The sequence below is a fragment of the Blautia sp. HCP3S3_C4 genome (assembly GCF_052064095.1).
Classification (GTDB): Bacteria; Bacillota; Clostridia; order Lachnospirales; family Lachnospiraceae; genus Blautia_A.
On sequence record NZ_JBQHWF010000021.1, the window covers coordinates 17,132 to 43,051 of the forward strand.

The 25,920-nt window shown below is 42.2% G+C and carries 30 protein-coding genes; 1 reads left to right on the forward strand and 29 read right to left on the reverse strand.

Going from position 1 to position 25,920, the window contains the following annotated elements; translation table 11 throughout:
- Window positions 1-103: 103 nt before the first annotated feature.
- Together ACTNC6_RS15120 and ACTNC6_RS15125 are read right to left on the reverse strand one after the other, a co-directional pair.
- The gene (locus ACTNC6_RS15120; RefSeq protein ID WP_441044494.1) at window positions 104-646 is read right to left on the reverse strand and encodes a flavodoxin family protein; all 543 of its coding nucleotides are present in this window, start codon (window positions 644-646) and stop codon (window positions 104-106) included.
- Window position 647: 1 nt separating this feature from the next.
- Window positions 648-1,646 carry an alpha/beta hydrolase gene (locus ACTNC6_RS15125; RefSeq protein ID WP_441044495.1) on the reverse strand — a complete coding sequence of 333 codons (999 nt, stop codon included), beginning with the start codon at window positions 1,644-1,646 and terminating at the stop codon, window positions 648-650.
- Window positions 1,647-1,767: 121 nt separating this feature from the next.
- On the opposite strand from ACTNC6_RS15125, the gene ACTNC6_RS15130 reads away from it, so the two are divergent.
- A complete protein-coding gene (locus ACTNC6_RS15130; RefSeq protein ID WP_235249069.1) occupies window positions 1,768-2,205 on the forward strand; it encodes a MerR family transcriptional regulator in 438 nt (145 codons plus the stop codon).
- Window positions 2,206-2,274: 69 nt separating this feature from the next.
- On the opposite strand, the gene ACTNC6_RS15135 is transcribed toward ACTNC6_RS15130, so the two are convergent.
- The 27 genes from ACTNC6_RS15135 to ACTNC6_RS15265 form a co-directional block, all read right to left on the reverse strand.
- Window positions 2,275-2,526 carry a hypothetical protein gene (locus tag ACTNC6_RS15135; protein ID WP_441044496.1) on the reverse strand — a complete coding sequence of 84 codons (252 nt, stop codon included), beginning with the start codon at window positions 2,524-2,526 and terminating at the stop codon, window positions 2,275-2,277.
- On the reverse strand, window positions 2,520-5,750 hold the full coding sequence (locus tag ACTNC6_RS15140; protein ID WP_441044497.1) for a YodL domain-containing protein: 3,231 nt from the start codon (window positions 5,748-5,750) through the stop codon (window positions 2,520-2,522). Before ACTNC6_RS15140 ends, ACTNC6_RS15135 begins: the two co-directional genes overlap by 7 nt.
- A gap of 23 nt (window positions 5,751-5,773) precedes the next feature.
- Window positions 5,774-6,427, reverse strand: coding sequence for a JAB domain-containing protein (locus tag ACTNC6_RS15145; protein WP_441044498.1), 654 nt, complete (start codon window positions 6,425-6,427; stop codon window positions 5,774-5,776).
- Window positions 6,405-6,554 (reverse strand): hypothetical protein, encoded by a 150-nt coding sequence (locus ACTNC6_RS15150; RefSeq protein WP_441044499.1) that lies wholly within the window; start codon window positions 6,552-6,554, stop codon window positions 6,405-6,407. Before ACTNC6_RS15150 ends, ACTNC6_RS15145 begins: the two co-directional genes overlap by 23 nt.
- On the reverse strand, window positions 6,529-7,323 hold the full coding sequence (srtB, locus tag ACTNC6_RS15155; protein WP_441044500.1) for a class B sortase: 795 nt from the start codon (window positions 7,321-7,323) through the stop codon (window positions 6,529-6,531). The genes ACTNC6_RS15150 and srtB overlap by 26 nt, the downstream gene beginning before the upstream one ends.
- A gap of 80 nt (window positions 7,324-7,403) precedes the next feature.
- Window positions 7,404-9,689, reverse strand: coding sequence for a S8 family peptidase (locus tag ACTNC6_RS15160; protein WP_441044501.1), 2,286 nt, complete (start codon window positions 9,687-9,689; stop codon window positions 7,404-7,406).
- Window positions 9,690-9,693: 4 nt separating this feature from the next.
- On the reverse strand, window positions 9,694-10,779 hold the full coding sequence (locus ACTNC6_RS15165) for an AAA family ATPase (RefSeq protein ID WP_154432992.1): 1,086 nt from the start codon (window positions 10,777-10,779) through the stop codon (window positions 9,694-9,696).
- 273 nt (window positions 10,780-11,052) lie between these two features.
- Window positions 11,053-12,135: a DUF5688 family protein gene (locus tag ACTNC6_RS15170; protein WP_441044502.1), complete on the reverse strand. Its 1,083-nt coding sequence runs from the start codon at window positions 12,133-12,135 to the stop codon at window positions 11,053-11,055.
- Window positions 12,136-12,141: 6 nt separating this feature from the next.
- Window positions 12,142-12,288: a hypothetical protein gene (locus ACTNC6_RS15175; protein ID WP_441044503.1), complete on the reverse strand. Its 147-nt coding sequence runs from the start codon at window positions 12,286-12,288 to the stop codon at window positions 12,142-12,144.
- Between the two features lie 151 nt (window positions 12,289-12,439).
- Window positions 12,440-12,880, reverse strand: coding sequence for a prealbumin-like fold domain-containing protein (locus tag ACTNC6_RS15180; protein WP_441044504.1), 441 nt, complete (start codon window positions 12,878-12,880; stop codon window positions 12,440-12,442).
- On the reverse strand, window positions 12,877-13,188 hold the full coding sequence (locus tag ACTNC6_RS15185; RefSeq protein WP_441035955.1) for a hypothetical protein: 312 nt from the start codon (window positions 13,186-13,188) through the stop codon (window positions 12,877-12,879). Before ACTNC6_RS15185 ends, ACTNC6_RS15180 begins: the two co-directional genes overlap by 4 nt.
- A 4-nt stretch (window positions 13,189-13,192) precedes the next feature.
- Complete coding sequence (locus ACTNC6_RS15190) at window positions 13,193-13,507, reverse strand: hypothetical protein (RefSeq protein WP_441035956.1); 315 nt, start codon at window positions 13,505-13,507, stop codon at window positions 13,193-13,195.
- Window positions 13,508-13,518: 11 nt separating this feature from the next.
- Window positions 13,519-14,508, reverse strand: a complete 990-nt coding sequence (locus tag ACTNC6_RS15195; RefSeq protein ID WP_441044505.1) for a DUF6017 domain-containing protein — start codon at window positions 14,506-14,508, stop codon at window positions 13,519-13,521.
- 1 nt (window position 14,509) lies between these two features.
- Complete coding sequence (locus ACTNC6_RS15200) at window positions 14,510-15,256, reverse strand: ParB/RepB/Spo0J family partition protein (protein ID WP_441035960.1); 747 nt, start codon at window positions 15,254-15,256, stop codon at window positions 14,510-14,512.
- The gene (locus tag ACTNC6_RS15205) at window positions 15,246-16,031 is read right to left on the reverse strand and encodes a ParA family protein (RefSeq protein WP_441035962.1); all 786 of its coding nucleotides are present in this window, start codon (window positions 16,029-16,031) and stop codon (window positions 15,246-15,248) included. Before ACTNC6_RS15205 ends, ACTNC6_RS15200 begins: the two co-directional genes overlap by 11 nt.
- The gene (locus tag ACTNC6_RS15210) at window positions 16,024-16,959 is read right to left on the reverse strand and encodes a ParB/RepB/Spo0J family partition protein (protein ID WP_441044506.1); all 936 of its coding nucleotides are present in this window, start codon (window positions 16,957-16,959) and stop codon (window positions 16,024-16,026) included. The genes ACTNC6_RS15205 and ACTNC6_RS15210 overlap by 8 nt, the downstream gene beginning before the upstream one ends.
- An 813-nt stretch (window positions 16,960-17,772) precedes the next feature.
- A complete protein-coding gene (locus tag ACTNC6_RS15215; RefSeq protein ID WP_287935033.1) occupies window positions 17,773-18,078 on the reverse strand; it encodes a hypothetical protein in 306 nt (101 codons plus the stop codon).
- An 81-nt stretch (window positions 18,079-18,159) separates the two neighbouring features.
- Window positions 18,160-19,533 carry a site-specific integrase gene (locus ACTNC6_RS15220; protein WP_287935032.1) on the reverse strand — a complete coding sequence of 458 codons (1,374 nt, stop codon included), beginning with the start codon at window positions 19,531-19,533 and terminating at the stop codon, window positions 18,160-18,162.
- A gap of 4 nt (window positions 19,534-19,537) precedes the next feature.
- Window positions 19,538-20,164 (reverse strand): helix-turn-helix domain-containing protein, encoded by a 627-nt coding sequence (locus ACTNC6_RS15225; protein ID WP_287935031.1) that lies wholly within the window; start codon window positions 20,162-20,164, stop codon window positions 19,538-19,540.
- 117 nt (window positions 20,165-20,281) lie between these two features.
- Complete coding sequence (locus tag ACTNC6_RS15230; RefSeq protein WP_287935030.1) at window positions 20,282-20,518, reverse strand: helix-turn-helix domain-containing protein; 237 nt, start codon at window positions 20,516-20,518, stop codon at window positions 20,282-20,284.
- A 6-nt stretch (window positions 20,519-20,524) separates the two neighbouring features.
- Window positions 20,525-20,932, reverse strand: coding sequence for a type II toxin-antitoxin system PemK/MazF family toxin (locus ACTNC6_RS15235; RefSeq protein ID WP_287935029.1), 408 nt, complete (start codon window positions 20,930-20,932; stop codon window positions 20,525-20,527).
- 528 nt (window positions 20,933-21,460) lie between these two features.
- Window positions 21,461-21,748 carry a helix-turn-helix domain-containing protein gene (locus tag ACTNC6_RS15240; protein ID WP_173904716.1) on the reverse strand — a complete coding sequence of 96 codons (288 nt, stop codon included), beginning with the start codon at window positions 21,746-21,748 and terminating at the stop codon, window positions 21,461-21,463.
- A gap of 324 nt (window positions 21,749-22,072) precedes the next feature.
- Entirely contained in the window at window positions 22,073-23,449 is a 1,377-nt protein-coding gene (locus ACTNC6_RS15245) for a BTAD domain-containing putative transcriptional regulator (RefSeq protein ID WP_164811726.1), read from the reverse strand.
- A gap of 274 nt (window positions 23,450-23,723) precedes the next feature.
- Window positions 23,724-24,089, reverse strand: coding sequence for a helix-turn-helix domain-containing protein (locus ACTNC6_RS15250; RefSeq protein ID WP_287935027.1), 366 nt, complete (start codon window positions 24,087-24,089; stop codon window positions 23,724-23,726).
- Window positions 24,090-24,299: 210 nt separating this feature from the next.
- The gene (locus tag ACTNC6_RS15255) at window positions 24,300-24,671 is read right to left on the reverse strand and encodes a hypothetical protein (RefSeq protein ID WP_441044507.1); all 372 of its coding nucleotides are present in this window, start codon (window positions 24,669-24,671) and stop codon (window positions 24,300-24,302) included.
- A gap of 133 nt (window positions 24,672-24,804) precedes the next feature.
- Window positions 24,805-25,413 (reverse strand): DUF1349 domain-containing protein, encoded by a 609-nt coding sequence (locus tag ACTNC6_RS15260; protein ID WP_164811724.1) that lies wholly within the window; start codon window positions 25,411-25,413, stop codon window positions 24,805-24,807.
- Window positions 25,414-25,447: 34 nt separating this feature from the next.
- Window positions 25,448-25,920: phosphotransferase-like protein (locus tag ACTNC6_RS15265; RefSeq protein WP_441044508.1), on the reverse strand; the 473-nt coding region annotated here is incomplete at its 5' end.

Genomic DNA, 25,920 nt, shown 5'->3' on the forward strand with positions numbered 1-25,920 from the left:
ACAACGGTTTCCGCTTGAGTCTCTTCCTGTTGACTCTGTTCGTAACCTGATAAAGAACTGATCACGAAAACACTGAGCAGGATTACCCAAATTTTTCTCATTTTTACAGAGCCTTTCCGAGCTCATAGGCCCTCTTCATGGTCTCTTCATGATTCGGAGCGTCATTCGCATCACCGATGCCGCCACCCGTTACGAGACCCTTGAGCTTGGCCTTTTCAAAGCAGTCCACCCAGCCTTGAAGACCGTTGTAGGCTTTTTCAAATGCGCTTTCCTCTTCCTCTGCGGCAGTTGCGATCATATAGATATCGCGGTAAGCATAATCCATCGGATACATCGGGTTCATTCTGTCCAGAAGCGTCTTCATCTGTCCGCTCATCTCGTAATAGTAGATTGGAGTTGCATAGACGATAACCTCGGCAGCCAGCACCTTTTCCATAATCTCTGCCACATCATCTGTAAGTACGCAGCTGCCTTTTGTCTGACAGGTCAAACATCCGATACAAAACTTAATGTCCTTTCCCTTCAGGGAAATGTATTCTACCTCATGTCCGGCCTCTTTTGCTCCCTTTTCACATTCCTTTGCAAGAATGTCGGAATTACTGCCGCCACGAAGGCTTGTCGAAATAATAAGTACTTTCTTTGCCATCTTAACCTACCCCGTTTTCCTTTAAGAACTGCTGCATCTTGTCAAATGGAATGACTTTCAGATTGTCATACAGATCTGTATGCACTGCACCCGGGATGGTAAGAAGTTCTTTGTTCTCTGTATATTTGCTGTCCTTGATCATAGCTTCATAAGCATCCTTGCCAAAGTAATAGCTGTGCGCCTTATCACCGTGCATAATCAATACGGCACTTCTGATCTCATTGCTGTATGTAAGAATAGGCTGATTCATAAAGGACTGGCAGCCAAGACTATTCCAGCCTTCGTTAGAGTTAAGGCTTCTCGCATGGTAGCATCTGCCCTTGTAGTATTCGCTGTAATCCTTTACGAAGAATGGAGCATCTTCCGGTACCGGAAGTGGAAGACATCCGCCGGCTCTTGAGTATTCACCCTTTTTGTATTCCTCTGTTCTGAGGGCATTCATAGCCTGCTTCTTTGCAAATCGTACCTCCTCGCTGGCTTCTGAATCGAAATATCCGTTGGCATTGACTCTTGTCATGTCGTACATGGTAGAAACAACAGTAGCTTTGATTCTGGTATCAAGAGCTGCTGTATTGAGGGCCATGCCGCCCCATCCACAGATACCGATGATACCTATCTTGTCTGCGTCAACATTATCCTGAACGGATAAGAAGTCTACTGCAGCCATGAAATCCTCTGTATTGATATCCGGAGATGCCATATATCTTGGCTGGCCGCCGCTCTCACCTGTAAAGGAAGGATCAAATGCTATTGTCAGGTATCCTCTCTCAGCCATAGTCTGGGCATAGAGTCCCGAACACTGCTCCTTTACGGCACCAAAAGGTCCGGAAACTGCGATTGCAGGAAGCTCGCCTTCTGCATTCTTTGGTGTATACATATCAGCTGCCAGGGTAATTCCGTAACGGTTAATGAATGTCACCTTCTTGTGATCTACCTTGTCGCTTTTTGGAAATGTCTTATCCCATTCAGCAACCAACTTAAGTTCTTCTGTCTTCATCATTATTTTTATCCTCCTTGCGGTCATTTTTCTTGAATATTACTGGAATATATCTTATAATGATCTTATCATACAACCTAAACCTAACTTTAGGTCAAGAACTTTTTTTGAAGGAAGGTGCATCATGTACACGATTGGTCAGGTTTCGGAGATGTACAATCTCCCTATTTCGACTTTAAGATATTATGACAAGGAAGGATTCTTCCCGAATCTGATGAGAAAGGGCAATATCCGTTACTTCAGCGACGATGAACTGGAGGCTATCCGCGTGATTGAGTGCCTCAAACGCTCCGGTCTTGAGATCAAGGATATCAAGCAGTTCTTCCAGTGGGTTATGGAAGGCCCTTCCAGCTATGGGAAGAGAAAAGAGATGTTCGAGACCAGAAAAGCTGCCGTGGAAGACGAGATCAAAGCCCTGGAGAGAACCCTTGCTCTGCTGAAGTTTAAATGCTGGTACTACGAGACCGCGATAAAAGACGGCAATGAAGATGGCATCAATGCCATGCTGCCGGACAAACTCCCGGAAGAGATTCAGGAGCTTTACGATATTTCACATGAATAACCAACAACGAAAAAAGCCCACTGAAAGACCTGCTGTATAAACAGTCCTCCAGTGGGCAAAATTGTCACTTTACATCTCAGCCGGAGTCTCCGACTCCTCTTCCTCCGAATCAAGCTGATGCTCCTTTTTCATCTGGAAAAACTCCTTATTCGTACAGATTTCAAGCTGTTCCATCAGATCTTCAAGAAGTTCCAACATCTCCGGATCTTCACCTGTGCTTCCCAGTTCCTCCATGGAACTGTGCATTTCGCGGATGACTTTTGTCTTGCCACCTTCATAACAGTTCAAAATCATTTTCTGTTCTTCTGTAAGTCTCACCATGCTAACTCAACTCCCTTCTGCGGACTATCTTTTCCCGGCTTTTGTGCAATTTCTTTTTTCTTCTCCTGTAATCTGGCATGGATTGATTTCTTTGGAGATTCATCAATCGGAGCGGCTTTTGCAGGTTTTGTCTGCACCGCAGCTTTACCTTCTTTACCGGAAGGAGTAGCCTTAGTACTTTCTTCTACGATAGCTGTGCTTTCTCTTTCCTCCAGACTGACAAACTGCTGCAGATAAGGAAGGGCATGTTCCTGGGTATCACGAAGCTCTGCTATATAGGACTGGAAGTTATCTGCGCCCTGGCCCTTCTTATAGTCCAGCCAGTCCTGATTGTGCAGATGCTCTTCCACTTCCTGCTGCAGATTTTCAAGAATACCGCCGCGTCCATCACCGATAAATGCCGTACCCGCCACCTTCTTCATCTGATCCTCTTCTGCGTAAATGATCTCATAAGATACAATCAACACTCTGGCTTCTCCTGAATGATCGGCATTGAAATCTGCCTGTCTTTCATCTGCTGCACGGACTCTTTCATCAGCTTTTGCCAGAGGGACCAAGCTTCCTTCTTTGAATTCCGGATCCTGGCTGAACTGAATTTTCACCATCGGTTGAATCTCCTCCGTAAGCTCCGGACTATATTCTTTCAGTTTTCCAAGTAAGGCTTCTGCTTTTGGTGCCATCTCTCTGCTTTCTTCTTTCACATCCTTTAGAAACGCCGCATACTCCTGCATGCCATTTCCAGCCAACAGGTTATACTTAATTTCCATTAATGCATCTTCAGGATTTTCTACCCGATCCATAAATTCATAAGCATCAAATTCTTTTGCAAGATCCATAAGTGCTCCAGCAAGTTCCTCTGTGGTCATATGCTCCGGATAAAAACTCTCTTTGATTTCTGCAGGTGCTACAAATCGATACTCCGGAAATGCTTCCCAGATCATTTCCAAAGCTTCTCTTGCAAGAGGATGAACTGCCAGTGCTTTTACAAAATCCAGGTTTCCACCTTCGATGACAGATCCTTCAACCAACGGAAATGCATAGCCATCGTAATGTTCCAAAGATTCATCGTGAATCTCTACACCCATGGCATTTCCATAATAGGCAAGTCTCGGATCCTGACGAATCTCTTTGTATTTGTCTACGGCTTCCGCGAGGGTAAGTCCCTCATAACAGGCCTGCATGCTGTGAAACTCTTCGCAAACAGCAGCATAAAATGTCATGCTGGCTCCGGTCTGTTCCTGATATCTGGCCGCTTCCACACGGATCATTTCTCGTCGTTCCTTCTCGCCATATCCATTGTTCAGAACGTTATCAACCATGTTGTAATTCTGTTCTTCCATTTCTTCCACCTTTGCAAGTGGTCGATACTGCTGCTGAGGTGAAGCCTCCTGCACCACTCCGGCCATACTCTTAGGATCGACACGATTAAATTCAAGAGTCATCTCATGAAGATGACTAAAGGAAATACGCATCATCCTGCTGTTGCCATCGATATTTCCCTGCACCGGTAATCGGGTATAAGTTCCTGTCTCTGCATTGAAAACAGGTTCTCGTAAATCCTGAACGATGTCCTTTGCAGCTCTCATAAGATCCACATCACTCTCATATCTGCCACCATCAATCAGCTGATAGTGTTCTGAATAAATTGAATAATCATAACCGCCATCTGTTTCATGAATCTCCAGATATCGGTCTTCAATCTGAAATGCTGCTTCGCTGATTTCTTCCGGACGCTCATAAAAGCGGCTCATGAATTCCTCTGTCACATCTGCAAAACCAAAACTGTCTACGAAATATGCCTTAACCTCACCCCCTCTGTTCATGACTACGATATCGCTGACAGAAAGTGAATGTCCCTTGAAATCTTCCGGGCAATCAATATTGAAACGTTCATAGATCGTATCCAAAGTATCTGCCTCCGTCAGTGGAGCCACATATTCCAGACGATAATCCTCTCGATTAAGCTCCATCTCTTCTGACTCCATGAAATCATGACTCAGGAAAATGTATTCTCTTCCATTACCTTCCGGATCAATCTGATAAATACCAAACTGATTCTCAGGCATATAAAGAAGCTGCGTTTCCTCCAGAGTAACCATCTCCTCATGCAGATCCATTTCTGTTCGAAGTTCCACATATACTCTCATCTGATCCTTCGGCATTCGAAGCCAGGAATCATCCGGCATTTCCATAACCTGATCCGCGGTAACTTCTTCAAATCTTCCTTTGCTGACGGATGTATATACCGTCCGCCCCAGGGCAATTGCTTCAAGAGCATCTGCCTTGTCCATATAGGTGAAGCGCATTTCCTCCATCTCTTCACTGATGCCGGTGATGATCTCACCTGCTGTATCTTTGATCACCTGAAGGGATGCTGTAAGCTCCGGAAGTTCTTTATTTCTGGACCAGGATGCTACGTAACCCCAACTGTTAGCACTGGTGTCGATACCAAAGTAAGAACTGACTACGGCAGCAATACTTTCAGCCTCAACCTCCATGGTTCTCTGATCCTTGCCTCTGGCCTTTGCAGATTCCTTCAAGTTATTGGGATCCAATGCATGAAGCTTGGCATGGGCCAATTCATGGATCATAGCAGCCATAGTCTGCGTCTCACTCATATCCTCATTGATTGCGATACGCTTCTCCACCTGATGATAGTAACCATCCTTTCCTTCCATCTCCTCAAATCCCACTGGTACCGGGGAAATGTTCCGGATAGCCTGCACGAAATCCTGATATCTTTCCACATTTCCTTCTAACTCATCCACCAGAGTAGGAAGAGGAGGGCCTCTGGTCTGAGAGATATCAAATACATTTGTTACTCGAAACGACGGTACTGTTACCTCAATGATTTCCTTACGAACAGATCCGTCCGGATTGCGAAGGGGCTGACCGGTTGCCTGATCGATCATGTCCACTTCCTTCTTTCTCTTATAGGTCATCGGTGCAAATATCTTGATTGCCTTTTCACCACGGTTTACCTGACGTCCAAAGTTCTTCTGCCAGGCAGTATAACCGGCAACCATGGAAGCCTGACCGCCGGTCTGCATGGCAATGAGGATGGTGTTATTTACAGAATAATGAGTAAAATGAGACATCACCTTCAAGTACTGTGCATACTTCTCTGACTCAAAGACGGATTTTACGCCATCTTCCAACTGCTGAGTCAGATCCTGAACCTGCTGCTGACGCTGTTCATTGGTTAATGTATATCTATTTGCCATTGTTTGTTCTCCTTTCCGACCGGCTATAATTCTGGTGCTTTTGATTTATTGATACCTGACGTCTTGCGAACATTTTCGTGCGTCAGTTTCTTTTTCTCTGCCAAAGAAACCTTGATGGACTTCTTCGGCTTTGCTGTTTCTATTTTCTTATATCCGTATTTCTCTGCTTCTTTTTCGGCCACCTTCAGATCCACATCGGAAAGATCCGTGGAATAATGGATGTCATCCATAGGAAGGACACTCTTTTCCCGGAAGGAATAATAGAAATTGTTCTGTCCCAGGATGATATGATCCACCACGGGAATGCCTGCCATTGTGCAGAGCTGCTGCATGCGATTAGTGATTGCGATATCCTCTCTGGATGGCTCCAGACTGCCACTTGGATGATTGTGGACCATCATGATCGCGGCAGCATTCGACAAAAAGGCCGCCTTCAACATTTCCCTCGGATGAACGATGGATTGATTAAGGCAGCCCATACTTACGATTGTCATATTGATCGGTACATTATCGCTTCGAAGATGTACCACACCGACCACTTCCCTGTCATAGTCTTTGAATGCATCACCCAGAATGCGAATGGCATCCTGCGGATTTTGAATCTTTTCATCACTATAAAGCGGAGCCTCCCGGATCATACGAACGGAAACCTGATCAAGTCCGTACTTCTCGTTCAACCGTAGTCACCTCTTTTCTAAGGGGAATCTGAAGAATGAATTCCTGATCCTTTATCTCCTGCAGATTCTGTCGAATCACGTTGGAAAACGTCGGTTTTTCGTTATTCCTGTACTCTCTTTTTTCCATCCTTACACCTTCTTTTCGCTAGGACGATCAGTCGTCCATTGGTACTGGAATACTCGCAGGTAGATAAAGAAAGCAGCTCATCATCCTTTGTCACAGTAAATCCTGTGTCATAAAGCTGATAAGCTGCCATCTTGTTCTGCAGGTATTCAATTTGTTCTTCTCTGGTATTTCCGTGAAGGTAATTGTAATAGCCTCCACTCCTTGCAATGTTGGTCACATAGACCGCCACCACATCGTAGCTGTATTTCTGATTACGAAGGTACAAGATTATCTCCGGATGCTCCTTATAGAAGTCCTTATCCTTGTATCCATTCAGCTGCTTGAACATAGATCCGTCCTTCATCTGATGCCCGTAAAGAATGAGATGCTCTCTGGCCAGATCAATGTCATTGCGGTAATCCATGAAGATTGCTCCACAGATTGCTGACTCCTGATTGAAATTACGGTGAAGATAAATACTATTATCTGCCGCCTGCACAACCGGATAATCTATATCTGTTCCATCGATACGGATCCAACCAACACAGTCACTGTTGATGGCCAGTAAAGAATCATAATTGAAGTCACTTGCCTCCATTTCTTGCTCTGTTTCATTTTCGGGATCATCCTCATACTGATTATCTGTGCTGTCCGAGAAGTCAATGTCTATGATGTCTGCATAGGCATTTTTATTTTCCGTAGACTGAGCAAAGTAATCGTATAGGTACTTCCCGCATACACCAATCATGCTGCAACAGAGCATCAGCATGATCAGTTTCCTTGTCTTCATCTTGTATATTACCTTCCCTTCTAATAGGAAAAGAAAAGCAGCGACTCTGAGGAATCACTGCTTAAATCTTTGAATATCAATTATTTATTTGTTGCTTGGAGTCTATTAACATTCTGCACTTTAATAGGTGATAAATTACGATACTTTTGAAGAATGCTATCATACAAACTTCCATCATATTTAGGAACATCAATCGTAATAACAACATTATATCGTACCTTTTCATGAAGTCCTTCATCTCTACCAATAGCATGGAGCGAGATAAACGGGTTTAATAGTGACGATGTTCTCATAGAAACAAATTTTCTAATAATTGTATCCCACTTAAAATCAGAATTACGTAAATCGGCTTCGCGGAAGCTTTTCTTAGCTGGTTTCGATGCAGGCAAATCTGATTTACTGTAACCATCGTCCATTAATCTTTGAACTTCTTCATATTTGCTTTGGTCCATAAGATTAATCTTCTTTGTCGCAGATCCATACTTAGAAAAATTGAAAGTCATTTCATGCGGATAAAAAGTATCCTCTATACAATTATTAGTATATGCATCAGAATCCTTCATGTTTGGATTAACCACGGTGCTTATTGTCCATTTAATCTTTGCTGTTCCTTTATGTTTATTGACTTCTGGCATATATATTGGGAGTTTCACACTGCTACCTGCCATTATTTCTCCAGAATACAGAATGGTAACGGAGTTATCATCACATTCCAATAACGCTTCAACGTCATCAGGACAATATCCAAAGCCTTCTTCATTTGTACCTTCTAATGTTTCCGATTCTGCATGATGAATCAAGATTGTTCTTGCAAGATGTGGAATTATTTTCTCGGACGCAGCCATTAGTTTTCCTATCTTTCCCGCAACAACAGGTGCGGAAAAACTTGTTCCCTGTTCAGCTCCTGTAAGATTTCCTTGATTCATTACCGCAATAAAAAGGCGATTCATAGATCCACCAAACTCTAACAAATCAGGTTTGATTTTTCCACCCTCTCTGCCTGGGCCCACGCAACTATAAGAGGCAACTGTTCGCTCGCCTAATGGCGTATAGCTGTATGAACCAACAGCAATTCCATTAACCATGTCAGCAGGAGCCTGAATACGATTTAACGGTTCTTCAAGATTTCCGTCGTTTCCAGCTGCAGTAACAAAGAGTGGATTTATTTCCCCCTCATCGACATCATAGCTCAAAAGATCACAAACATATGTAAATCGGCTTATTTCATCATCAATAATGGCTCCTCTTGGTCCCATGGAAATATTAAACACCTTTATATCTTTTCTTTCTCGAACCACCTTCTCGATAATATCAATAGTTGTATACATCTGATAATCTTTTTCAGCATCGCCAGTTCTTTTCGCAGGTCTTACACGGAATGATTCAACAGAGACTCTTGGATTTTCAACTTTATCATAGCGTGTTTTCCCATATAAATCTCCATATAAAATTGCTCCAGAAACAGCACATCCATGTTCTAACCCTTTTTCTGTTGGTGGATCATCTACCATATCATAATTGGTAACATATGGAGCTAATAACGGAATATCATTAGGAACTCCACCATCAAATACACCGATTTTTAAATCAGGTTTAATAATTACATCCGGTAACTGTGGAGCCACATCTGTTATCGGACTCATGCGAAAGGGATCATCCCATTCATCCTCAATTGGCTTGATACTACGAAGCGGATTGTAATACATTGCCTTGGTTAACGTTTCAGCATTCATCTTTGTACATACAAAGGTCAATCCATCATCATATGTTCGAACTGCAGCATCACTTGGAGATATTCCAGTTGTATTGAAAAATCCATTAATTGCATCTTGATAATTAATACCTAATGGATGGATAACAACCTCGACATCACCTTCTGTCCACTGCTCGTCAAATCCCAAAGCCTTTTCTTTTGGTTGAAGCAAATCGATGGTTCTAATTGTGCAAATTTGATCCTTCCAACTTTGATTACCATCTTTTCTTGTCGAAGACAGGGTGTTTTTAAACTTTGCCAAATCACCATCTTTTGCTCGGACAAAGTATAGTTTGCCCTTCGTGTCTGAATCAATAACATACTTTCTTCCACCAACAAGACGCATTGATGTATCTGCTACAATGGAGCTGGGCGTATATGATTTTGCCTCATATTTTTCTTCAAGTCTTACACAAAGAATTTTATCTTCAACAAACACTTCTTCAGAAGAAGCAATAGATTGTTGAATTCTATCAATATCATTCCATAACCTAGACTTTGCCTCATAATACTCATGTGGGAATTTATGCGAATTCGGTCTTGGTTTTCTTATCAAAGATTCAATATATGCTTCACCATTTGCAATAATGGGATGTCTCTGACTATTAGCCATTTTCTCACTCCTTTAAATATCTTCCTACAGTTGATAACGGTATACCTGTAATCTCTGAAATTTGTTTTAATGTTGCGCCGCTTTTTCTAATTTCTTTACATGCAGCAATCTTATCATCTTTTGTTTTCAAGCTGACTAACTCACAATACTCTTTAAAAATGTTATACTCAACAGAAATATTGGGATTTAATATAATTCTCCGCTTTATATGCATGCATAGTTTACACATATCAGCTGCTGAAATTCCAGATGTACCATCACATAATAAATCGATTACTGCATCTGAAATTGAAGAGGTTCTCTCTCCTAGCTCGCGCAAAACTAATGCTTTTCTCTCCGCCAGTTCTGGCAAAAAAACTTCAATATTTCTGTCAAATCTTCTCCAGATTGCTTTATCTAACAATTCAGGATGGTTAGTAGCAGCAATTACAACACATGTTGCCGGAAAATCTTCAAGTTCCTTAAGAAGAACATTTACTAACCTTTTTAATTCACCCAAATCACTTGCATCGTCTCGGCGTTTAGCAATAGCATCTATTTCATCTAAGAACAAAATGATATTTTGGCTTCTTGCATATTCAAAAATACTCTTAATATTCTGACCACTCCTGCCCAAATAACTAGAAATGGAATTAGCCAAATCTACTGTAATCAATGGCATATTAAGCATATACGACAGCCATTTTGCTATGTATGTTTTTCCTACACCTGGTGCTCCGTACAGCAAAAGGGAATTAGGTGGAGTAATTCCTTCATTAAGAAAAACATCTATTAGTCTTCGTTCTTTTAAGAACTCAGTCAACTGATTCTTAACAGAATCACACAATATTGGTTCTTCACAATAAAGTGGCTCCTGTAAATTAACCAGTTGATATCTGGTCTCCTGATCAACAGGTATGTGAGACAGATCAATACTCCTATACACATCTGTTCCACCATTTACACAAGAAAGTATCTTCATTATTTCTGCTGATGTTTGTGGATCCTCTTTTTTTATTTTCCTTCCAATATACAAACCAATTGCTTCAATATTTTTTCGATCATTGCTTAATGCAGCACGTAACAATTTGGGTATGTATGAATTATCCATTTTTTCACCCTCTATCACATTATTCCAATATAGCAAATATCATTATACTTTATTTTCTCTTCTTAGTCAATTATATTTCTCACATTTTGCAAATAGTCGCAATATAAGAATCATACATTATCTGTAATTATAAAGTTTTTTATTCTAATATTCTCATATATTATTTTTTATATTTATTTGAGAATGCAATTTACATCTTCTTTCTCTACAAAAAGGAAATGCAATAGTCACTCAAAAATGACTATTGCATTTTCGTATTTCTCATTTACACACTTACAATTCCTGCCCTTTATCCTTCTTCACCGCCTTATTCACAGCCTTCTCTGCTTTCTTCGCAGCACTCTGCTGTTTCTTTTCTCCAAGACGTTCATGAATACTCTTCTTGGCAACCTTTGTTTCTGCCTTCTCTTTCTCCAGACGGGATGCACGTTTCTCCGCATTTTCCATGACCGCTTCCTTGCGATCATAATGCTGGACGTGATCGGATAAGCAATCCTCTCTGGATACTTCTGTCCGGTTAATCTGCTGTACCATGGCAGAAAGTTCTTTCAACTCAATATCCACAGCTTCCGGCACTACAATCACCTCATGACAACTGGAAGGAAGGATATAGAAATCGCCTCCTACGATTTCTCCGATCTGCTGCATAATATTTCCCTGAAGGATTAATCCGGCACCATCGATCTTAACACCATTGGTAAGGCAGTACATCCCCATACCGGCTCCCTGATCAGGATTACCATCTAAAAGGTTCTTCGGTTCTGCACCAAACATCATGCTCTCCATCATACTACCCATGTCACAGAACATCGGATTACGATTCATATCTGCAGCCAAAGCATCCTGATGGAGCTGATCCACGCTGACTCCCCACGTCTTAAGAAGATCCTGAGTGACTGCCATACTGGCCGTTCCCTCTTCTGTTTCCTGAAGATTGACATGATAAGTGGCAGAAAAATCACTGTGCTCTGTGTGCACAAGATTGGAAAGTCTTTCCTGATTCTCCTGTGTATCACAAAGACGAATCTGGAGACTTTCCTTTACAACGTCATAATTCATAAGCTTCTGTGTCACCTCCGGACCAATTCCCGGCGTGTCGTATTCAATACGCATATCTGCGATATCTCCTACAATCTCGTCGATATTTTTTCCGTTCTGGTAATCGTTCCAGAAGTTCTCAATATAAATATTCGGTACCACATGCTCACCAGGCCTTGCAATGGAAATGCCGGTAAGATGTGTATCATTGTTTTTTATCACCTCATTGAAAGTGATTTTCGCATCTGCATAACTCTCAGGCAGAAAATCCTTAATGGTCTCCTGCAGATACTGCTGAAATTCTTTTCTGTTCATCATATGTTACTACCCCCTTCTGATCATGTGACGGTTCGGAAGTTTTCTGGAAATTGCTCTTTCCGCCAGTTTCTGATAAGCCTTCATACGGCTTACTACCTTCATTTCGCTCTCATGCATATTCTTTTTATTCCCATTTTTTCCCATAGCTCTCATAGATTAATCCTCCTCGATTGTTGTATTGATTACGTTCAAAATGTCCTTTCAGACTTTTGATAAAATGTTCGACAGTATCGAATGAATTGAAAAAGGCACCCTCCGGAAAAATTCCAGAGAGCACCTTCATTGATTTAGGATCAGATACTTCTTAGTCCTCTTTCTTATTCAGTTTTTTCTTCTTTCTGCTTCCAAAAAGAATACCGGCTACCATACTACCCGCAGCCAGCATAAGTGCGATTGGAAGCCAGAGATTTGTGTCATCTCCTGTTTTGGGATTACTTCCCGGAGTGCTAGGAGTGCCAGGATTTTCAGGAGTCTTTTCCTTATTGGTCAGGTTCTTTGTCACCTCAATGATCGGTGTGTTCTGATCCACATATTCAAACATGATCTCGTGCTGTGTGGTATCGAGAGTATAACCGTCAAGGGCCTTTGTCTCTACCAGATAATACTTGATCGGATCACCAAATTCACCGTTTTTGTAAGTAGCGATCTCATAGAGGCTGCTTTCTGCATGACCGGCTGCATCTGTCACAAGCTTCTCAAGTACTTTGCCATCACTGTCGCGGAGTTCGAATTCTACACCTTTCATTGGTTCTTCGTTATCTGCATCCGTTTTATTGATGATGACCTTAACCCTACCGCTTCTCGGAATAATTCTGCGATGACAGCCTTCATATTATTTCCGAATTCTTCTATATTTTCCGGATGATCAGGCTTAATTAAAACAGCGTCCACATCACTTTCGCTTATGGAATCATCGCTTAATACTTTATACTGTTCATAAACAAACTGCTGTTCCTTCTCTGGAAGTTTTGTGTATTCCCAAATCATACGAACGACATTTCCATCCAGTTCTTCTGGAATTGGCGGTAACTGAATATATTTTTCTTTTTCCATCTTCTCAACCTCCGATAATAAATCTTCCGACACAGTCTCTTGCTTCCGTCACAAGTACCAGGATAAAAGCTCCTGCAGCCAATACTCCTGCCAGCATGAATTCAGCAACTCCCAAAAGAATATAATTCATGAACTGGGTGCGGTACCAGATGAAGGTACACACAAGCATTGCTCCAAGAAGCAGTCCAACAACACCCTTTGCCACGCAGTAGAGATTAACTACTGCGCTGACACATACTCCGATAAAAGCAAGAATCAGCCATACCGGAATAAGTAAAATTCTTCCAATAAGTTTTAAGATAATTAAAATCACTCTCATAAATTCTCCTTTCAGCCAGCAAACTGTGGCATATCTGCATTTACTTCAGCTCTGTAGTAACCCTCAATAGTCGTCGGTGCATTAAACAAAGTGGCCAGTAAATATTTCTTGATGTTTTTGACTTTCGTCGTGTTTCCTCTCATACAACTGAGTACATAATCAATGTGCATGTAATTCAGCTTCAGGAATTTGCTTTTTACCAAAGCCGCCGGATATTTTTCACTGGCAATCAGAATTGTCTCACTCTGACTTACCACTGTTTCCAGAATCAGTTCGAAAATCCCCTGTATCAGTTCTTCATCAAACTTGTTTGCCTGAAGCAATGCATCGTACTCGATGTTATCCTTGATGATTTTTTCATAAGCTTTGATGATACCTTCCGGGCTCGGATCGCATCTCATCGCATCGCCATCTGCAGATAAGATATGATTCGATTTAGTATGACTTTGATAAATATTATTCGTATTAGTCTTATTATTTAGAGGTGCTGATTCCGGCACCACCAGAGGTGTCGATTTGGTAACCTCAGAGGTATCGGTTTCGGCACCTTTTGAGGTGCATTTTACTCCATCAGAGGTACGAAAATCCGTACTTCTGGAAAGTATCTGTTTTCCTGCAGAAGTTCCGCTTTCGATACTTCTGGAATAATCTTTCCGGATCAGAAAGCTCTTCACATAAATGATACTCGGAAGTCCAAATCCTCTCTTTTTCTTCTGTACCAGCCCGAAGGTTTCAAGTTCTGCCAGATAATCCATGGCTTTTCTCTTGGAAAATCCCAGATCTGACTGAATCTCCGATATCTGATAGATGATATACACTCTGTTCTCTTCATCGAACCATCCATTCTTCATGGATAAGGACATGCGGTCCAGAAGTACCGAATACAGCATCTTGGACTGCAGTGTTAATGAGGAAAATATTCCCTCCGTTAGCAGCATTCTTGGTATCCGTATAAAACTGAACTGGTCAGCTTGGGATCCATAGTAATAATCGAATTCCATATTACTCAGACTCCTTTCCCTGACTCCATTGCTCCAGAAGTTCCACAATAACACTTCTCATATCTTCTTCCGTATAATCGGATGGAAAATACTTTCTCAGCTTCTTCTCTGAAATCAGATTTTTGGTACTTGGAGTTCTGCCCGGCTGGCTATCATTAAGGATAGCTATCAGCTTACCTTCTGTCATGATCCCGGTTTTGCATGCTTCTCTCAGTAATGCAATCTGCTTCGGTTTTACCAGACCATTATCTCTGATGTACTCAAACAGCCACTTCTGGATTTCTTTATCTAAATAGGAAATCTCAACTGCAGAAGTAAATGGAATCCTCTTCAAATCCAGATATTCAAGCAGCTCAGGAATCAATTCTGTCAGACGGATATATCTCTGAATACTACGGGCACTTTCTCCAGTCTGTTCAGCCATAGCTTCATCATCTGTCATCTCTCTGATAATAGAAGGAATTGCAGTAAGTCCTGCCAATTCTGCAGCATGCAGTCTTCTGTGACCGGAGATCATTTCATATGTATCCATGCCTGTTGGCCGGATCAAAACCGGTGATAATACACCGTTTACCTTTATACTTTCCACCAGTTCCTGCATCTTCTCATCGTCAACAACTTTGAAGGGATGACCCTTAAAACCAGAAATCTTATAGATTTCAATATCCATAGCCGCTTCTTCATTTACTACACCGAGCAGTTCCTCCACACTCTTGAAATTTAATCTCTCGCTCATCTTACTTGCCATCGTTCAACACCTCCTTTGTCAATTCTTTATAAGCAGTAGCGACTTTACAATTTACACAGTGCCCATATATGCTGATTCCTTCCGCACTGGCTTCTGCAGCCTTTACCGATATTGGAATCACACTTTCAAAAATTGGAATATTGGTTCCATAGGTTTCTCTAACTTTGGTAGAAACATCCTTCGCATAATTGGTTCTGTAATCTACCATGGTAAGAAGGATTCCTTCAATAATCAGTCGTCTGTTCAATCGTCTCTTTACCATGGAGATGGTTTTGATCAGCTGCTGAAGACCCTTGACCGGAAGGTATGCAGCCTGAACCGGAATCAGCACGGAATCCGAAGCAACCAGAGCATTGATCGTCATAGTTCCAAGGGATGGCATGCAGTCAATAATGATATAGTCGTATTGCTCTCTCTGCATTTCGATGTATTCCCGCATGATCATCTCTCTGCTCATCACATTGGCCAGAGTCAGTTCCATAACGGACAATTCGATATTACCTGGAAGCAGATCCACCCCTTCCTCTTGGTGATAAATACCTTCTTCCGGATCGATATTCTTCTCATTTACGATATTCATAAGAATTGTTGCCAGTGTTGTCTTAATCTCATCCGGCTCCCCGATACCAAGACTGGCACTTAGAGAACCCTGCGGATCCGCGTCAATCAAAAGCACCTTCTTGCCTTCTCTTGCCAATCCAATGCCTAAATTCACTGCTGTGGTAGTCTTGCCGACTCCGCCTTTCTGGTTTGCGATAGAAATAACCTTACACATTTTTCTTTTCCTCCTTCTTTCTCTGGCGTTCTTTGCGTTTATAATCTTTCTCTAAAAGTGCGATAATCTCTTCCTTCATTTGCTCGACACTGTAATACCGTGGGAAGTATTTATACATTTGAGAGTTCTTGAAGATGACTCTGCTCATATCTGACTTCTTGATTTCACTCAGGATCTCATTGATTTTCTGCTGGGTCAGCTTCTTTTCCTGGCTCAAAACCTTGATCCGCTTGGCCTGAGATACAGAAGGAGCTGCCTGTGCGTAATCCATACCGTTCAGTACCCATTTCTGCGCAATTTCAGATAAAAAGGAGAGTTCCACCGCCGGATTAAAGGAGATTTTTCCCTCATCCAGCATATCCAGTAACTCCGGAACCAATAATGTCAGGCGAATATACCTGAGTACCTGCCTTGGACTTTCACCAGTTTCCTTTCCAATCAGCTGAATGGTCTTGGTTCCCTTGATGGATTCCAGCTGTCCTTCCTGGGTTCTTCTTCGTTTTCCTGTCTTACGTTTCATCGCTTCATTCTTCATGTAGTAAGCAAAGGCCTTCTCACTGAACAGGATCTTGTCCCGATGCAGATTGGAGTCCACCATGGAAATGATTGAATCCTCTTCTTTCATGTATCGAATGATCACCGGTACCTGGGTATATCCAAGTTTCTCGGCACAATATTTTCTTCGATGTCCCGAGACGATCTGATAGACGCCTTCTCTCGTCGGCATCACGATCAGCGGATTCATAATTCCATACCGCTCAATACTTTCCATGAGCTGTGCCATGGCTTCATCCTCCTTCACTTTGAATGGATGATTCTCAAATGGCCTTAATCTCTCCAGTCCGATCTCTACGACCTTCTCAACCCCAGGATGAAACAGTTGCTTTTCTTCGCCCGGATTGCTGCTCGCATTCTTTTTGCAATTCATTAGAATTCCCTCCTTTTTTGGCTATTTAAATGCAAATAAAAATGCCCATTCACGAGACCATTTACAGATCTGTGAATGAGCATTTTCATTCGATAACTTATATAGAGTTGTCATTCAATGAATTTTTGCTAAGAAAGTACTGATTTTAACAATACTTAACGCTAACCATACTGGCGAAAACAGCATCGTCGCCATAATTTCTTAGAAGAATTCATTTTCATGTTTTGGAAATAGGTACTTTTTCGTTGGGAAAATTTCTTTGCCCGAGTCCCCATTTCGTTTGCAATTCCGAGGGTAAAATGGAGTGATTTTATACGTTACAAAGACAAATCGGAATGATTTCGCAATTTCTGCTAATCATTCCGATGCCCACCGTCGACAAGAGGATTTGAACCTCCGACCCTTCGCTTAGGAGTAGACCCGATTAGTCATCGGGAAGTGACACCTGATGCTAAAAAATGCTTGGAAATACTGGGTTTTTCACCATTTCCAATCCCATCTGATACTATGCTGTGATAGCTAATTCAGAGGGATTTCACGTCGTCCGATTGGCTCGATTTTAGCAAGCCGTTCGATTTTTGGCGGACGTTGCAAGTACAATCTAATGTCACTATGTATCTGCTCGTTATGCGGAATGACAGGAAATACAGTTCATTCCCTTGTGGAGCCGCTGGTGTCACACGACACCAATTTAAGTCTGTTTAATATATCATTTCAAACCGAATTTTTCAACCAGAATTATCAGAAATTCCATAGAATTTTTCGGAACGAATGATTGTATGTAACCTGTACCTGCCGAAACAGGTACAGTATTTATCGAAGCATAGTTTCTCGATCTTCAGCTCCCAGCATATATGCGCCCTTCGCAAATTCATCTCTTGCCAGAAGTTCTGTTACATATACCCTGTCGAACAACAACCAAAGTTCTTTTTCTTTTGGTGTAAGTTTGCGGTTTCCGCTAAATAAATGCGATAACCCCAATCCCTCAAGCAGAGCCTGCTTTGCAGCTTTGTAATCATCGGCTCTATCGGAATAATCCTCATTCCTCTGGCTTGATAATTCCTCAATATCATCAGCTCGCATTTTATCATAATACTCGTCCATAAATGCTCTATCCATTTTTCACCCCCAAAAACAAAAATAAGGGCAGACCCCTTTACAAGCTATGAAAGCTATGTAAAAGGATCTGCCATTTTAATTCTATAAGGTCTTTGCCAGCGACTTCAAGAGTGCTGCCATTTCGGGGTTTTGCAGGAGCTTCAGGAGCAACTCTTTGTCATCGGTGGAGCTTTCCTGTGCAGCTGTCTGTACGGGTTCCGGTGTAGCCTGTCTGCCAGAGTAAAATGCAGCTTCCAGTCTTTCGGCGTTTAATCTGCGGTCATCGTCGATGATGTGAGAGTAAACATCCGCTACCATCTTGACCTGTGCGTGACCAGAGTCACCCTGAACGGATTTCATATCACCGCCGTTCAGCTTCAGCTTATAGGTGATACTGGAGTGTCGGAGACTGTGAAAAACCACCTTCGGCAGGCCGTTCTCCTCGATCAGCTTATTGAATGCACGATTGATAACCTGCCCCTCAATCGGCTTTCCGTTGGAAGAACAGAACACCAGATTGAAGTCAATGAACTCGTCACCGAAAAGGTCTTTCAGTTCTTCGATTTCTGCCTTGCGCTGAACCAGCATTTCTGCCACAGTTCTCGGCAGAAAGACCTTGCGGACACTGGTTTTCGTTTTCGGGGTCTTGAGAACTAACGCCGTGTGAGTGCTTGCAAAGGTTGGCGGGAACTTGAACATGATGTCCTTACCGTTCAGATCAGCCATCGCTTCACGGTTCACTCTCTGCAACTCCTTTTCTACGAAGATGCTCGCCTGACCAAGTTCTATGCTTGCAGGAGAGATGTCTACGCAGTCCCATGTAAGCCCCAGAAGTTCGCCCATTCGCAGAGAACAGGAGAAAGCAAGGTTGATTGCCAGTCTCAGAATATCGTCATCACAGGCTTCCAGAGCCTTCAGGAGAACCTCTGCTGTCCAGATGTCTCTGGTCTTGTGTTCTTCTTTCGGCAGAGTAGCGTGTTCCACGGGGTTTCTGGTCATCAATTCCCATTTAACTGCCTGATTGAACGCATTACGCAAAACTTTGTGAATCTCTCTGACCGTATGCGGCGTCAGATATTCGTTGCGGGGCTTTACATTCTTCACCACCACGGACTTCACAGAAAGCAGGTCTCTGTAATACTTATCCATGATCCTGGGGGAAATATCCTCCAATTTCATATCACCGATGAGTGGACGAATATAGTTCGCAATCAGGCTCTTTCTGCTTTCGTAGGTAGACATTGCCCAGGTATTCACACCATAGATGGACATATATTCTTCCAGAAGATCGTTTACGGTCTTAGCAGATGGAGGAATAAAGGTTCCTGCTTCCTGCTCGTATTCGACCTGCAGCTTTCTTTTCTTTGCTTCGGCATTGGTGTCAAAGGTTTCCCACTTTTGACGCTTGTTGCCGTTCTCATCGGTGTATGTATAAACTACGGAATACTTCTTTTTTCTCTTAACGATGGATGCCATACGATCATCTCCTTTCTTCTCCATCCTCCGCTACCAGTCTGTAGCGGTTCTGATTCTGATACCATTTTTCAAAACTCTCCTTGGTGGCTCGGTTGTATCTGCCGACCTTGATAAGCTCGAAATTGCCACTTGCGACAATATAGTAGATTGTCTGGCGATGCACCCCAAGCATCCTTGCGATTTCCGGAAGACCATAGGTCGATGCCATGATGTCAGCGTCCAATTCCTGATCTTCCACAGTGCGGTAATCACTCTGGGAAGCGTACCATTTTTCAAAGCTCTCTTTAGTAACTCTGCGTTTACCCAGGGCTTCTACAATCTCGAAATGCCCTTTGGCAACCAGTTCGTAGGCAGTAGCTTCTTTCAATCCAAGACGCTGACCAAGCTCCTCTACTGAATATGTAGTTTTCTTTAGTGCCTCGCCGGGAGGAGTACCATCAACCTTCTGATATTTGAACTGGTTGGCATACCATTCTTCAAAGCTGTCGATCATCACTCTCATGGTGCCGCCGACGGTGATTGTTTTGAAGTAATTCTTCTTGATGAGCCAGTATGACTCTGTTTTTCCGAGACCAAGTAACCTACCCATTTCAGGTACAGACATACTCGTGCGTTTTCTCGCATTTTCCATCTCATAACCTCCTATGTAAAAATGTAGCCATGTGTTTGCTTGTCATGGCTACATTTTATCGAACTCTTGATTTATTTTGAAGTTTGTCGCCGGGTAGCACGACATCCTTGACAAATATCAGATTTGCTGATCCAGCCACTCGTCGAAACTCTTTTTTGAGATTCGGATGCTGCCGCCGATGCGCACACTATGAAAGGCTTTCTTCTTCACGAGGTTATATGCACTTGTTCTGCTGATACCCAGGATGTCCTGAATCTCATCAACGGTATATGTTCTCTTATCGAACTGGCCTGCGGAGGCTACAATGGATTCTTCGGTACGCTGATTCATAGCAGCGATTCTTTCTTCAAACATCTATGTTCACTCCTTTTCTTTCTTCGGTATATGTTTTGTGGAACGCTTTTTCAGCTGTTCCATTGCCAAGCTGATGGATAAGGCTTTCTCAATCGCTACCATTTCACGGGACGTAACCTTACCTAAGTAATTATCAATTCTGCGCTTATCAATGGTACGAATCTGTTCCAGCTGCACCACAGATGCTTCTCTGAACGCAGGATTGTCTTTAATTAAAAGATGGGTCGGCATATTCTCCTTCTTGCGGATTTTTGTTGTAACAGTTGCCACGATCAGCGTAGGAGAGTGCTTATTACCGGTATCGTTCTGGATCACAATCACCGGTCTGACACCACCTTGTTCAGACCCAACTACCGGGTCCAGATCAGCGCAATAAATATCGCCACGGCGATATACCCAATTTTCTTTCATCATGTGCCATGACCTCCTTTCGTTGGGTATGTAACAAACGACTGCCCGAAATGAATCAGGCAGTCATTCCAAAGTCTATGTGTCCCATATTTGCCACGCACCCCTGGGAAAGAGAACAGTCGTCCTCAGGGAATCATCAAACGGCTGATTGCGAATCAGCTCCATAGGAGTCTAACCTCTGCCGGGTTCTCCGCCAGCTCCGTAGAGAAGTATCATTAACCCTGACTGTTTTCATTGCCGTATTGGTAGCAACCCAATATTTACGAGCCGGTATTGATCGCTGGCACCGGATGAGAGACAACTGCGTCTATATAAGAAAAAGTCGTTTTGTTTCTCTTTCCGATACGTCACGGCGTACCGCTGATGTGGCTGATGCTCTCGCACCGACAGCAGGAACGTATTTGATGATTGTCTATTCAGTTTTCAAGGAACAATCAGCCGTTTTTCTTTGGCTGTGTCTAAATTGTACTGGTTTTGGTTGCAGTTTTTTATGACCTCTCACGGTGGATACCCACCGCCATACGGCGGATTTTATAATTTCATCTTCAAAGCAACCAACTGATTTATAACGGAATCCAATTCCTTTGCAGCTTCATAATTGCGAATCTCGCAGCCAATAAGTATGTAGTCAGTTGAAATACCAAAGAAGATACCAATTTCAATCAGCAGATCAATGGAGAATCCCTGAATACCTCTTTCGATTTTTCCAAGGGTACTTGTACTGATGTTTAATTTCTCTGCAAGCTGTTCCTGTGTCAGCCCTTTTTCTTTTCTAAGTGCGGCAATTCTTTTTCCGCTTTCTTTCTGGTCGTAATACATATCGTTTCCTCCGGTTTCTTGAAATTTTGAAAATGAAAATTCCAAGAAGCCGGGAGGAGAATGGTTGCGGGGAATATCCCCTGAAACAAAAGAAGCGCACCCAATCTCACAATTTCTTGCAAGAACAGGTGCGCCATTGCGCTGATTCTGATTCAAAAAAAATACCCCCGCCAGTTACATTTTCTAAGGCAATTTTGCTCTTGCCCTGAAAACATAACTGGCGAGGGTGTTATGACCGGTGTTGCGCCGGTTCGTATCGGTGTTTTGACGGTGTTATGATGGTGTTATGAAAAAAATCGAGTGTTATGATGGTTTTTATTGGTGTTATGCCGGTGTTATGCCATAACACGCACAAAAACCGCTGGCTTTCAGTCTCTCCGAAAGTTCAATACATTCTTCTGCCAGGAGATTTCTTTGCGCCATTCGCAGTTCTCCACGAGCCATTTCTGGATGGTCTAATTTGCACAACGCCAGAATCATCCAGTAGTACGCATCAATGCTATGCGGAGCAATATGAAGTGCCTTCGCCGCATAGTGCTGAACAGAAACGTAGTCGTGTATCTGGTCGAGCATTTTCAGCAGTTCACTCACAGCACCGAGATAACGGTACTCGAAAGCAACCGATGCAGACATAATCCAATGTTCATATCGTGCGGAGGTAAACAACGGCCCCTGATACAGATCAATGGCTTTTTTCAACACTTCAACTTTTTCCTTTGTATCGGTGGACTTCATTGCAACCGCCCACTTTGTTTCAAACAGCTGACAATCAGTAAATACATTGAGCTTTGGGTTGATCTGATACCCACTGGCTGTCGATTCAATCAGGCGGTAATCTGACAATAATTCAAAAGCCTGACGAAAACGATATACAAGACCTTTTATATTTTTAACGGATAACTCAACATCTTCTTCTGGCCATATTGCTGTGGCGATCTCTCGTGGTGAGGAAGCCGTCTTGCGCTTCAGGAGCAAATAGACCAGAAGTCTTGCGATCTTCGGGGACTTCAATTCGTGTTCAGTCAAAACCCCCTTGTTTGTCGTAATCTTTATTTCCCCGAACAGGTTGATATAAACATCAAGGTCGTTTGCGATTCTCGGTGAAATAATCGTCAGTTTTCTTGTTTCCAACAGGTAGTGTTCATTCAGCGACGAAATAACCGCATAATTCAGCATACGCAAAAAGCTGGCATGGGCTCTGTATCTTTTCGCATTGCGCAGAACAAGGAACCCAGTCGGACCTTTCCAAAAAGGAACAGCGATCACCGACTTTGCATCCAGTCTCTGGTACAGCACATATTCCTCTGGATATTCTTCTTTAATTTCCTCAATATCCGGAATAATAACCGGTTCATGATTCTCTAAACAATATATCCAGCGCTTGTATTTTTCTGAGTATTCAAACTCGTTGAACTTTGTTTGCCCCATTTCTCCAAATTCCGTATCATACCACCAAATAGGCGTAAATACACCCACCTCTGTATCAATATCAAGAATCCCGCACCAATCTGCATTGTAGAACTCCGTGGCAACACGCATAATGTGCAATGCTACTTTCTTCGGTTCCAAGCAGTTGGAGATTTCTTTCTGCATTTTATGTAAGGTACGCTCAATTTCAATCGCAAACTGAACATACTCCTTGGTATCTCCAATGTTATACAGGTCAAATTCGATGTTTTCATTCGTTCCGGATTGTGGCATAACAAGTACCTCCTTGCGCTATATATGAAAAAAGCCGCAAAGCACCACTGACCCATTAAGGATCATGACAGCTCTGCGGCTTGCTTAATCTGTTTTGGGGTTTTGGCTGTCATATCAGTTTGATACCGGCAGTCAAGACAACTTGCTACATGAAATGCAATCTGTATTCAGTTATTCCTGATATACTCAATGGGCATTCACAGGAGTTGACCTGTTTGCACAGGTTAGCTGGTGTGTCTTGCTCAGAAGCAGTAATTCCAAGATGCCTTTGTTATTAAGGTGCATAGGTGACTTTTCGATTCTTGCGAATCACAGTCTTTGTTGTATGTATAATCTCCAGCATCGCTTGCAGCTCTGCGGCATCACAGTCTGCCAGTTCCTCTGCAATTTTCTTGTCGTAGACAGGTTTCACCTGTTCCAGACTATCACACAACAATTCATCGACAGAAACAGACAATGTATTAGCAATCTTTACGACAGTCGGTAGAGCCACTTTGGTTTGTCCCGTTTCGATATGGCTCATATGAGAAGTAGTCAGTCCTGCACGAAAAGCAACTTCTGCCTGCTGCCAGCCCAATTTCAATCGAGCTGCTCTGATACGCTGCCCAATCTTGATATAATCCACTTCATTTACGTCCATCGCTCCGATCACCTCCCATCCGAATCTGTGGTTTTTATTCTATGGGCTAATTGCCTAAATGTCGATTTTGTATAAGGCGATAATGCCCATACAGACAAATTCCGGCAGAATAAATTTAATTGTATGGTCACTGATTGTCTCAAAAAAAGAAGTCCACTCACCGATATATCAGACCGGTTTTGTGGACTTCCTTATTAACTGCTTCTCTTCCTATATCATATTTCCATCTAACTGATTGAATAAGTCTCCTTCGATACCAATTATTTCGTCGATTGAGATGTGTGTGCCACTCCGCATAATGACGGTACGTTCATAATAGTCAATTTTTTTGATGATTCCTGTTTCCGTACAATATGCGCCGCCAGACTTTCTTTCATCCGGGACAAAATATGTAATTGAGATTACCGGAGTATCCGACAGCCTTTCCTGCACGATCTGAAGCCGGTCATTAAGAGCCGATTTCTCATACTCATCCAACTCAATTCGATTCTCGGTAAGTCTGGCGGTCTCCTTTACAGCAGTATCGTATCCAGTCAGAGCCGCAAACGGTGAGAATTGAGCCGCACGATCAATCATCGTCATACGTGGCCTTGTGGGCGAAGTATGGTGCGGCAGATTTATTATGTCATCGTATTTGTGTCTGTTGTTTGAATTGCTCATACCGCACCTCCTTATGCTTGGCAACTTCTTTTTTGATCTCAAAAAACTGGAATTTCTATTTTTCATCAGGAGCCTGTCCATCATGTGTCAACCACTTACATTCTGTTAATTCCATATTTGTAAATGTAGCCTTAAATGATGAATTTTCTGGGCTACAAGCATAAATTCCAAACCGTATTTCATCATTAGCTTTATACACATGGCAAATTCTCATCTGCTTGTACTTAATTCCATCTTCAGAACACTCAATACAATAATCATCCTCTCGTCTACTAAATCTATACCACATAGACTTGATTCCTGCATCTATTTCGGTTGTTGCCCAATCTGAATATCCATTATTAGTCACTACACTTCCTAAATGCTGAAATTCTTCGTTCTCATACTCAATTGAACCCTTAAGCCAGTTCTCACTATCAAGGTACATTACAATACCACACTGGTCAAAACGCACCTTGCTCTCAAATTCAGTTTTAACTACGAAGGAAAAGAATTTCTCAGAAGTTTTCATCTGAAGCACAGGAGCATTATCGTTCCTGAAATGATAATAAGTACGCTGCCACAAATCAGTATGCGGATTAGTAATTATCTCAATCTTATCCTCTGATATTGAATACTGTTTAGGTTCTCTTGTCCATTTCCATTGTTCTTTATTTATCTTCATTTTCATTTCCTTTCAATGTAAAAACTGGAATTGTCTAAAATAGTAAGGCCGTACCGCTTACTATTTTTTCTTTTACTGCTGAAACAGTATCTTTGATCGAATGCGTAGTTGTATCTATAACATTTAATTCATAGATTCCTAAATTGGAAAATTGATTCCACATTGTTTCAACTAATTCAATATTTGTTTCTCTGTCTAACTTTGATCGTTCGATAGCTCGCTTCATAGTTTCTTCTTTACTTGCCCTTAAAACGATATAGTGTACTTCATAATGCTCTTGAACAATGTTGAGCCACGGCTCTAAAAACCACGGTCCTACAATGCCATCTACAATTACGTCATATCCACCACGAGCATATCGCTTCGCAGCTTCTAAAAACGCTTCAATGACAATCAAATTTTGCTCATTTGATTCTGGCAAATGCGGTGGTATTGCCCCTTTACTCAAATAATGATAAAAGTCATCTGTGTGCATATGCACAGACTTTTCCAAATCTGATTCTTTTG

What these genes read in the sequence shown, in the direction of transcription:
- ACTNC6_RS15120 (WP_441044494.1), bottom strand. Translation starts at nt 646, where the DNA reads ATGGCAAAGAAAGTACTTATTATTTCGACAAGCCTTCGTGGCGGCAGT.
- ACTNC6_RS15125 (WP_441044495.1), bottom strand. Translation starts at nt 1,646, where the DNA reads ATGATGAAGACAGAAGAACTTAAGTTGGTTGCTGAATGGGATAAGACA.
- ACTNC6_RS15130 (WP_235249069.1), top strand. Translation starts at nt 1,768, where the DNA reads ATGTACACGATTGGTCAGGTTTCGGAGATGTACAATCTCCCTATTTCG.
- ACTNC6_RS15135 (WP_441044496.1), bottom strand. Translation starts at nt 2,526, where the DNA reads ATGGTGAGACTTACAGAAGAACAGAAAATGATTTTGAACTGTTATGAA.
- ACTNC6_RS15140 (WP_441044497.1), bottom strand. Translation starts at nt 5,750, where the DNA reads ATGGCAAATAGATATACATTAACCAATGAACAGCGTCAGCAGCAGGTT.
- ACTNC6_RS15150 (WP_441044499.1), bottom strand. Translation starts at nt 6,554, where the DNA reads ATGGAAAAAAGAGAGTACAGGAATAACGAAAAACCGACGTTTTCCAAC.
- srtB (WP_441044500.1), bottom strand. Translation starts at nt 7,323, where the DNA reads ATGAAGACAAGGAAACTGATCATGCTGATGCTCTGTTGCAGCATGATT.
- ACTNC6_RS15160 (WP_441044501.1), bottom strand. Translation starts at nt 9,689, where the DNA reads ATGGCTAATAGTCAGAGACATCCCATTATTGCAAATGGTGAAGCATAT.
- ACTNC6_RS15165 (WP_154432992.1), bottom strand. Translation starts at nt 10,779, where the DNA reads ATGGATAATTCATACATACCCAAATTGTTACGTGCTGCATTAAGCAAT.
- ACTNC6_RS15170 (WP_441044502.1), bottom strand. Translation starts at nt 12,135, where the DNA reads ATGATGAACAGAAAAGAATTTCAGCAGTATCTGCAGGAGACCATTAAG.
- ACTNC6_RS15175 (WP_441044503.1), bottom strand. Translation starts at nt 12,288, where the DNA reads ATGAGAGCTATGGGAAAAAATGGGAATAAAAAGAATATGCATGAGAGC.
- ACTNC6_RS15180 (WP_441044504.1), bottom strand. Translation starts at nt 12,880, where the DNA reads ATGAAAGGTGTAGAATTCGAACTCCGCGACAGTGATGGCAAAGTACTT.
- ACTNC6_RS15185 (WP_441035955.1), bottom strand. Translation starts at nt 13,188, where the DNA reads ATGGAAAAAGAAAAATATATTCAGTTACCGCCAATTCCAGAAGAACTG.
- ACTNC6_RS15190 (WP_441035956.1), bottom strand. Translation starts at nt 13,507, where the DNA reads ATGAGAGTGATTTTAATTATCTTAAAACTTATTGGAAGAATTTTACTT.
- ACTNC6_RS15195 (WP_441044505.1), bottom strand. Translation starts at nt 14,508, where the DNA reads ATGGAATTCGATTATTACTATGGATCCCAAGCTGACCAGTTCAGTTTT.
- ACTNC6_RS15200 (WP_441035960.1), bottom strand. Translation starts at nt 15,256, where the DNA reads ATGGCAAGTAAGATGAGCGAGAGATTAAATTTCAAGAGTGTGGAGGAA.
- ACTNC6_RS15205 (WP_441035962.1), bottom strand. Translation starts at nt 16,031, where the DNA reads ATGTGTAAGGTTATTTCTATCGCAAACCAGAAAGGCGGAGTCGGCAAG.
- ACTNC6_RS15210 (WP_441044506.1), bottom strand. Translation starts at nt 16,959, where the DNA reads ATGAATTGCAAAAAGAATGCGAGCAGCAATCCGGGCGAAGAAAAGCAA.
- ACTNC6_RS15215 (WP_287935033.1), bottom strand. Translation starts at nt 18,078, where the DNA reads ATGGATAGAGCATTTATGGACGAGTATTATGATAAAATGCGAGCTGAT.
- ACTNC6_RS15220 (WP_287935032.1), bottom strand. Translation starts at nt 19,533, where the DNA reads ATGGCATCCATCGTTAAGAGAAAAAAGAAGTATTCCGTAGTTTATACA.
- ACTNC6_RS15225 (WP_287935031.1), bottom strand. Translation starts at nt 20,164, where the DNA reads ATGGAAAATGCGAGAAAACGCACGAGTATGTCTGTACCTGAAATGGGT.
- ACTNC6_RS15230 (WP_287935030.1), bottom strand. Translation starts at nt 20,518, where the DNA reads ATGTTTGAAGAAAGAATCGCTGCTATGAATCAGCGTACCGAAGAATCC.
- ACTNC6_RS15235 (WP_287935029.1), bottom strand. Translation starts at nt 20,932, where the DNA reads ATGATGAAAGAAAATTGGGTATATCGCCGTGGCGATATTTATTGCGCT.
- ACTNC6_RS15240 (WP_173904716.1), bottom strand. Translation starts at nt 21,748, where the DNA reads ATGTATTACGACCAGAAAGAAAGCGGAAAAAGAATTGCCGCACTTAGA.
- ACTNC6_RS15245 (WP_164811726.1), bottom strand. Translation starts at nt 23,449, where the DNA reads ATGCCACAATCCGGAACGAATGAAAACATCGAATTTGACCTGTATAAC.
- ACTNC6_RS15250 (WP_287935027.1), bottom strand. Translation starts at nt 24,089, where the DNA reads ATGGACGTAAATGAAGTGGATTATATCAAGATTGGGCAGCGTATCAGA.
- ACTNC6_RS15255 (WP_441044507.1), bottom strand. Translation starts at nt 24,671, where the DNA reads ATGACGATGATTGATCGTGCGGCTCAATTCTCACCGTTTGCGGCTCTG.
- ACTNC6_RS15260 (WP_164811724.1), bottom strand. Translation starts at nt 25,413, where the DNA reads ATGAAGATAAATAAAGAACAATGGAAATGGACAAGAGAACCTAAACAG.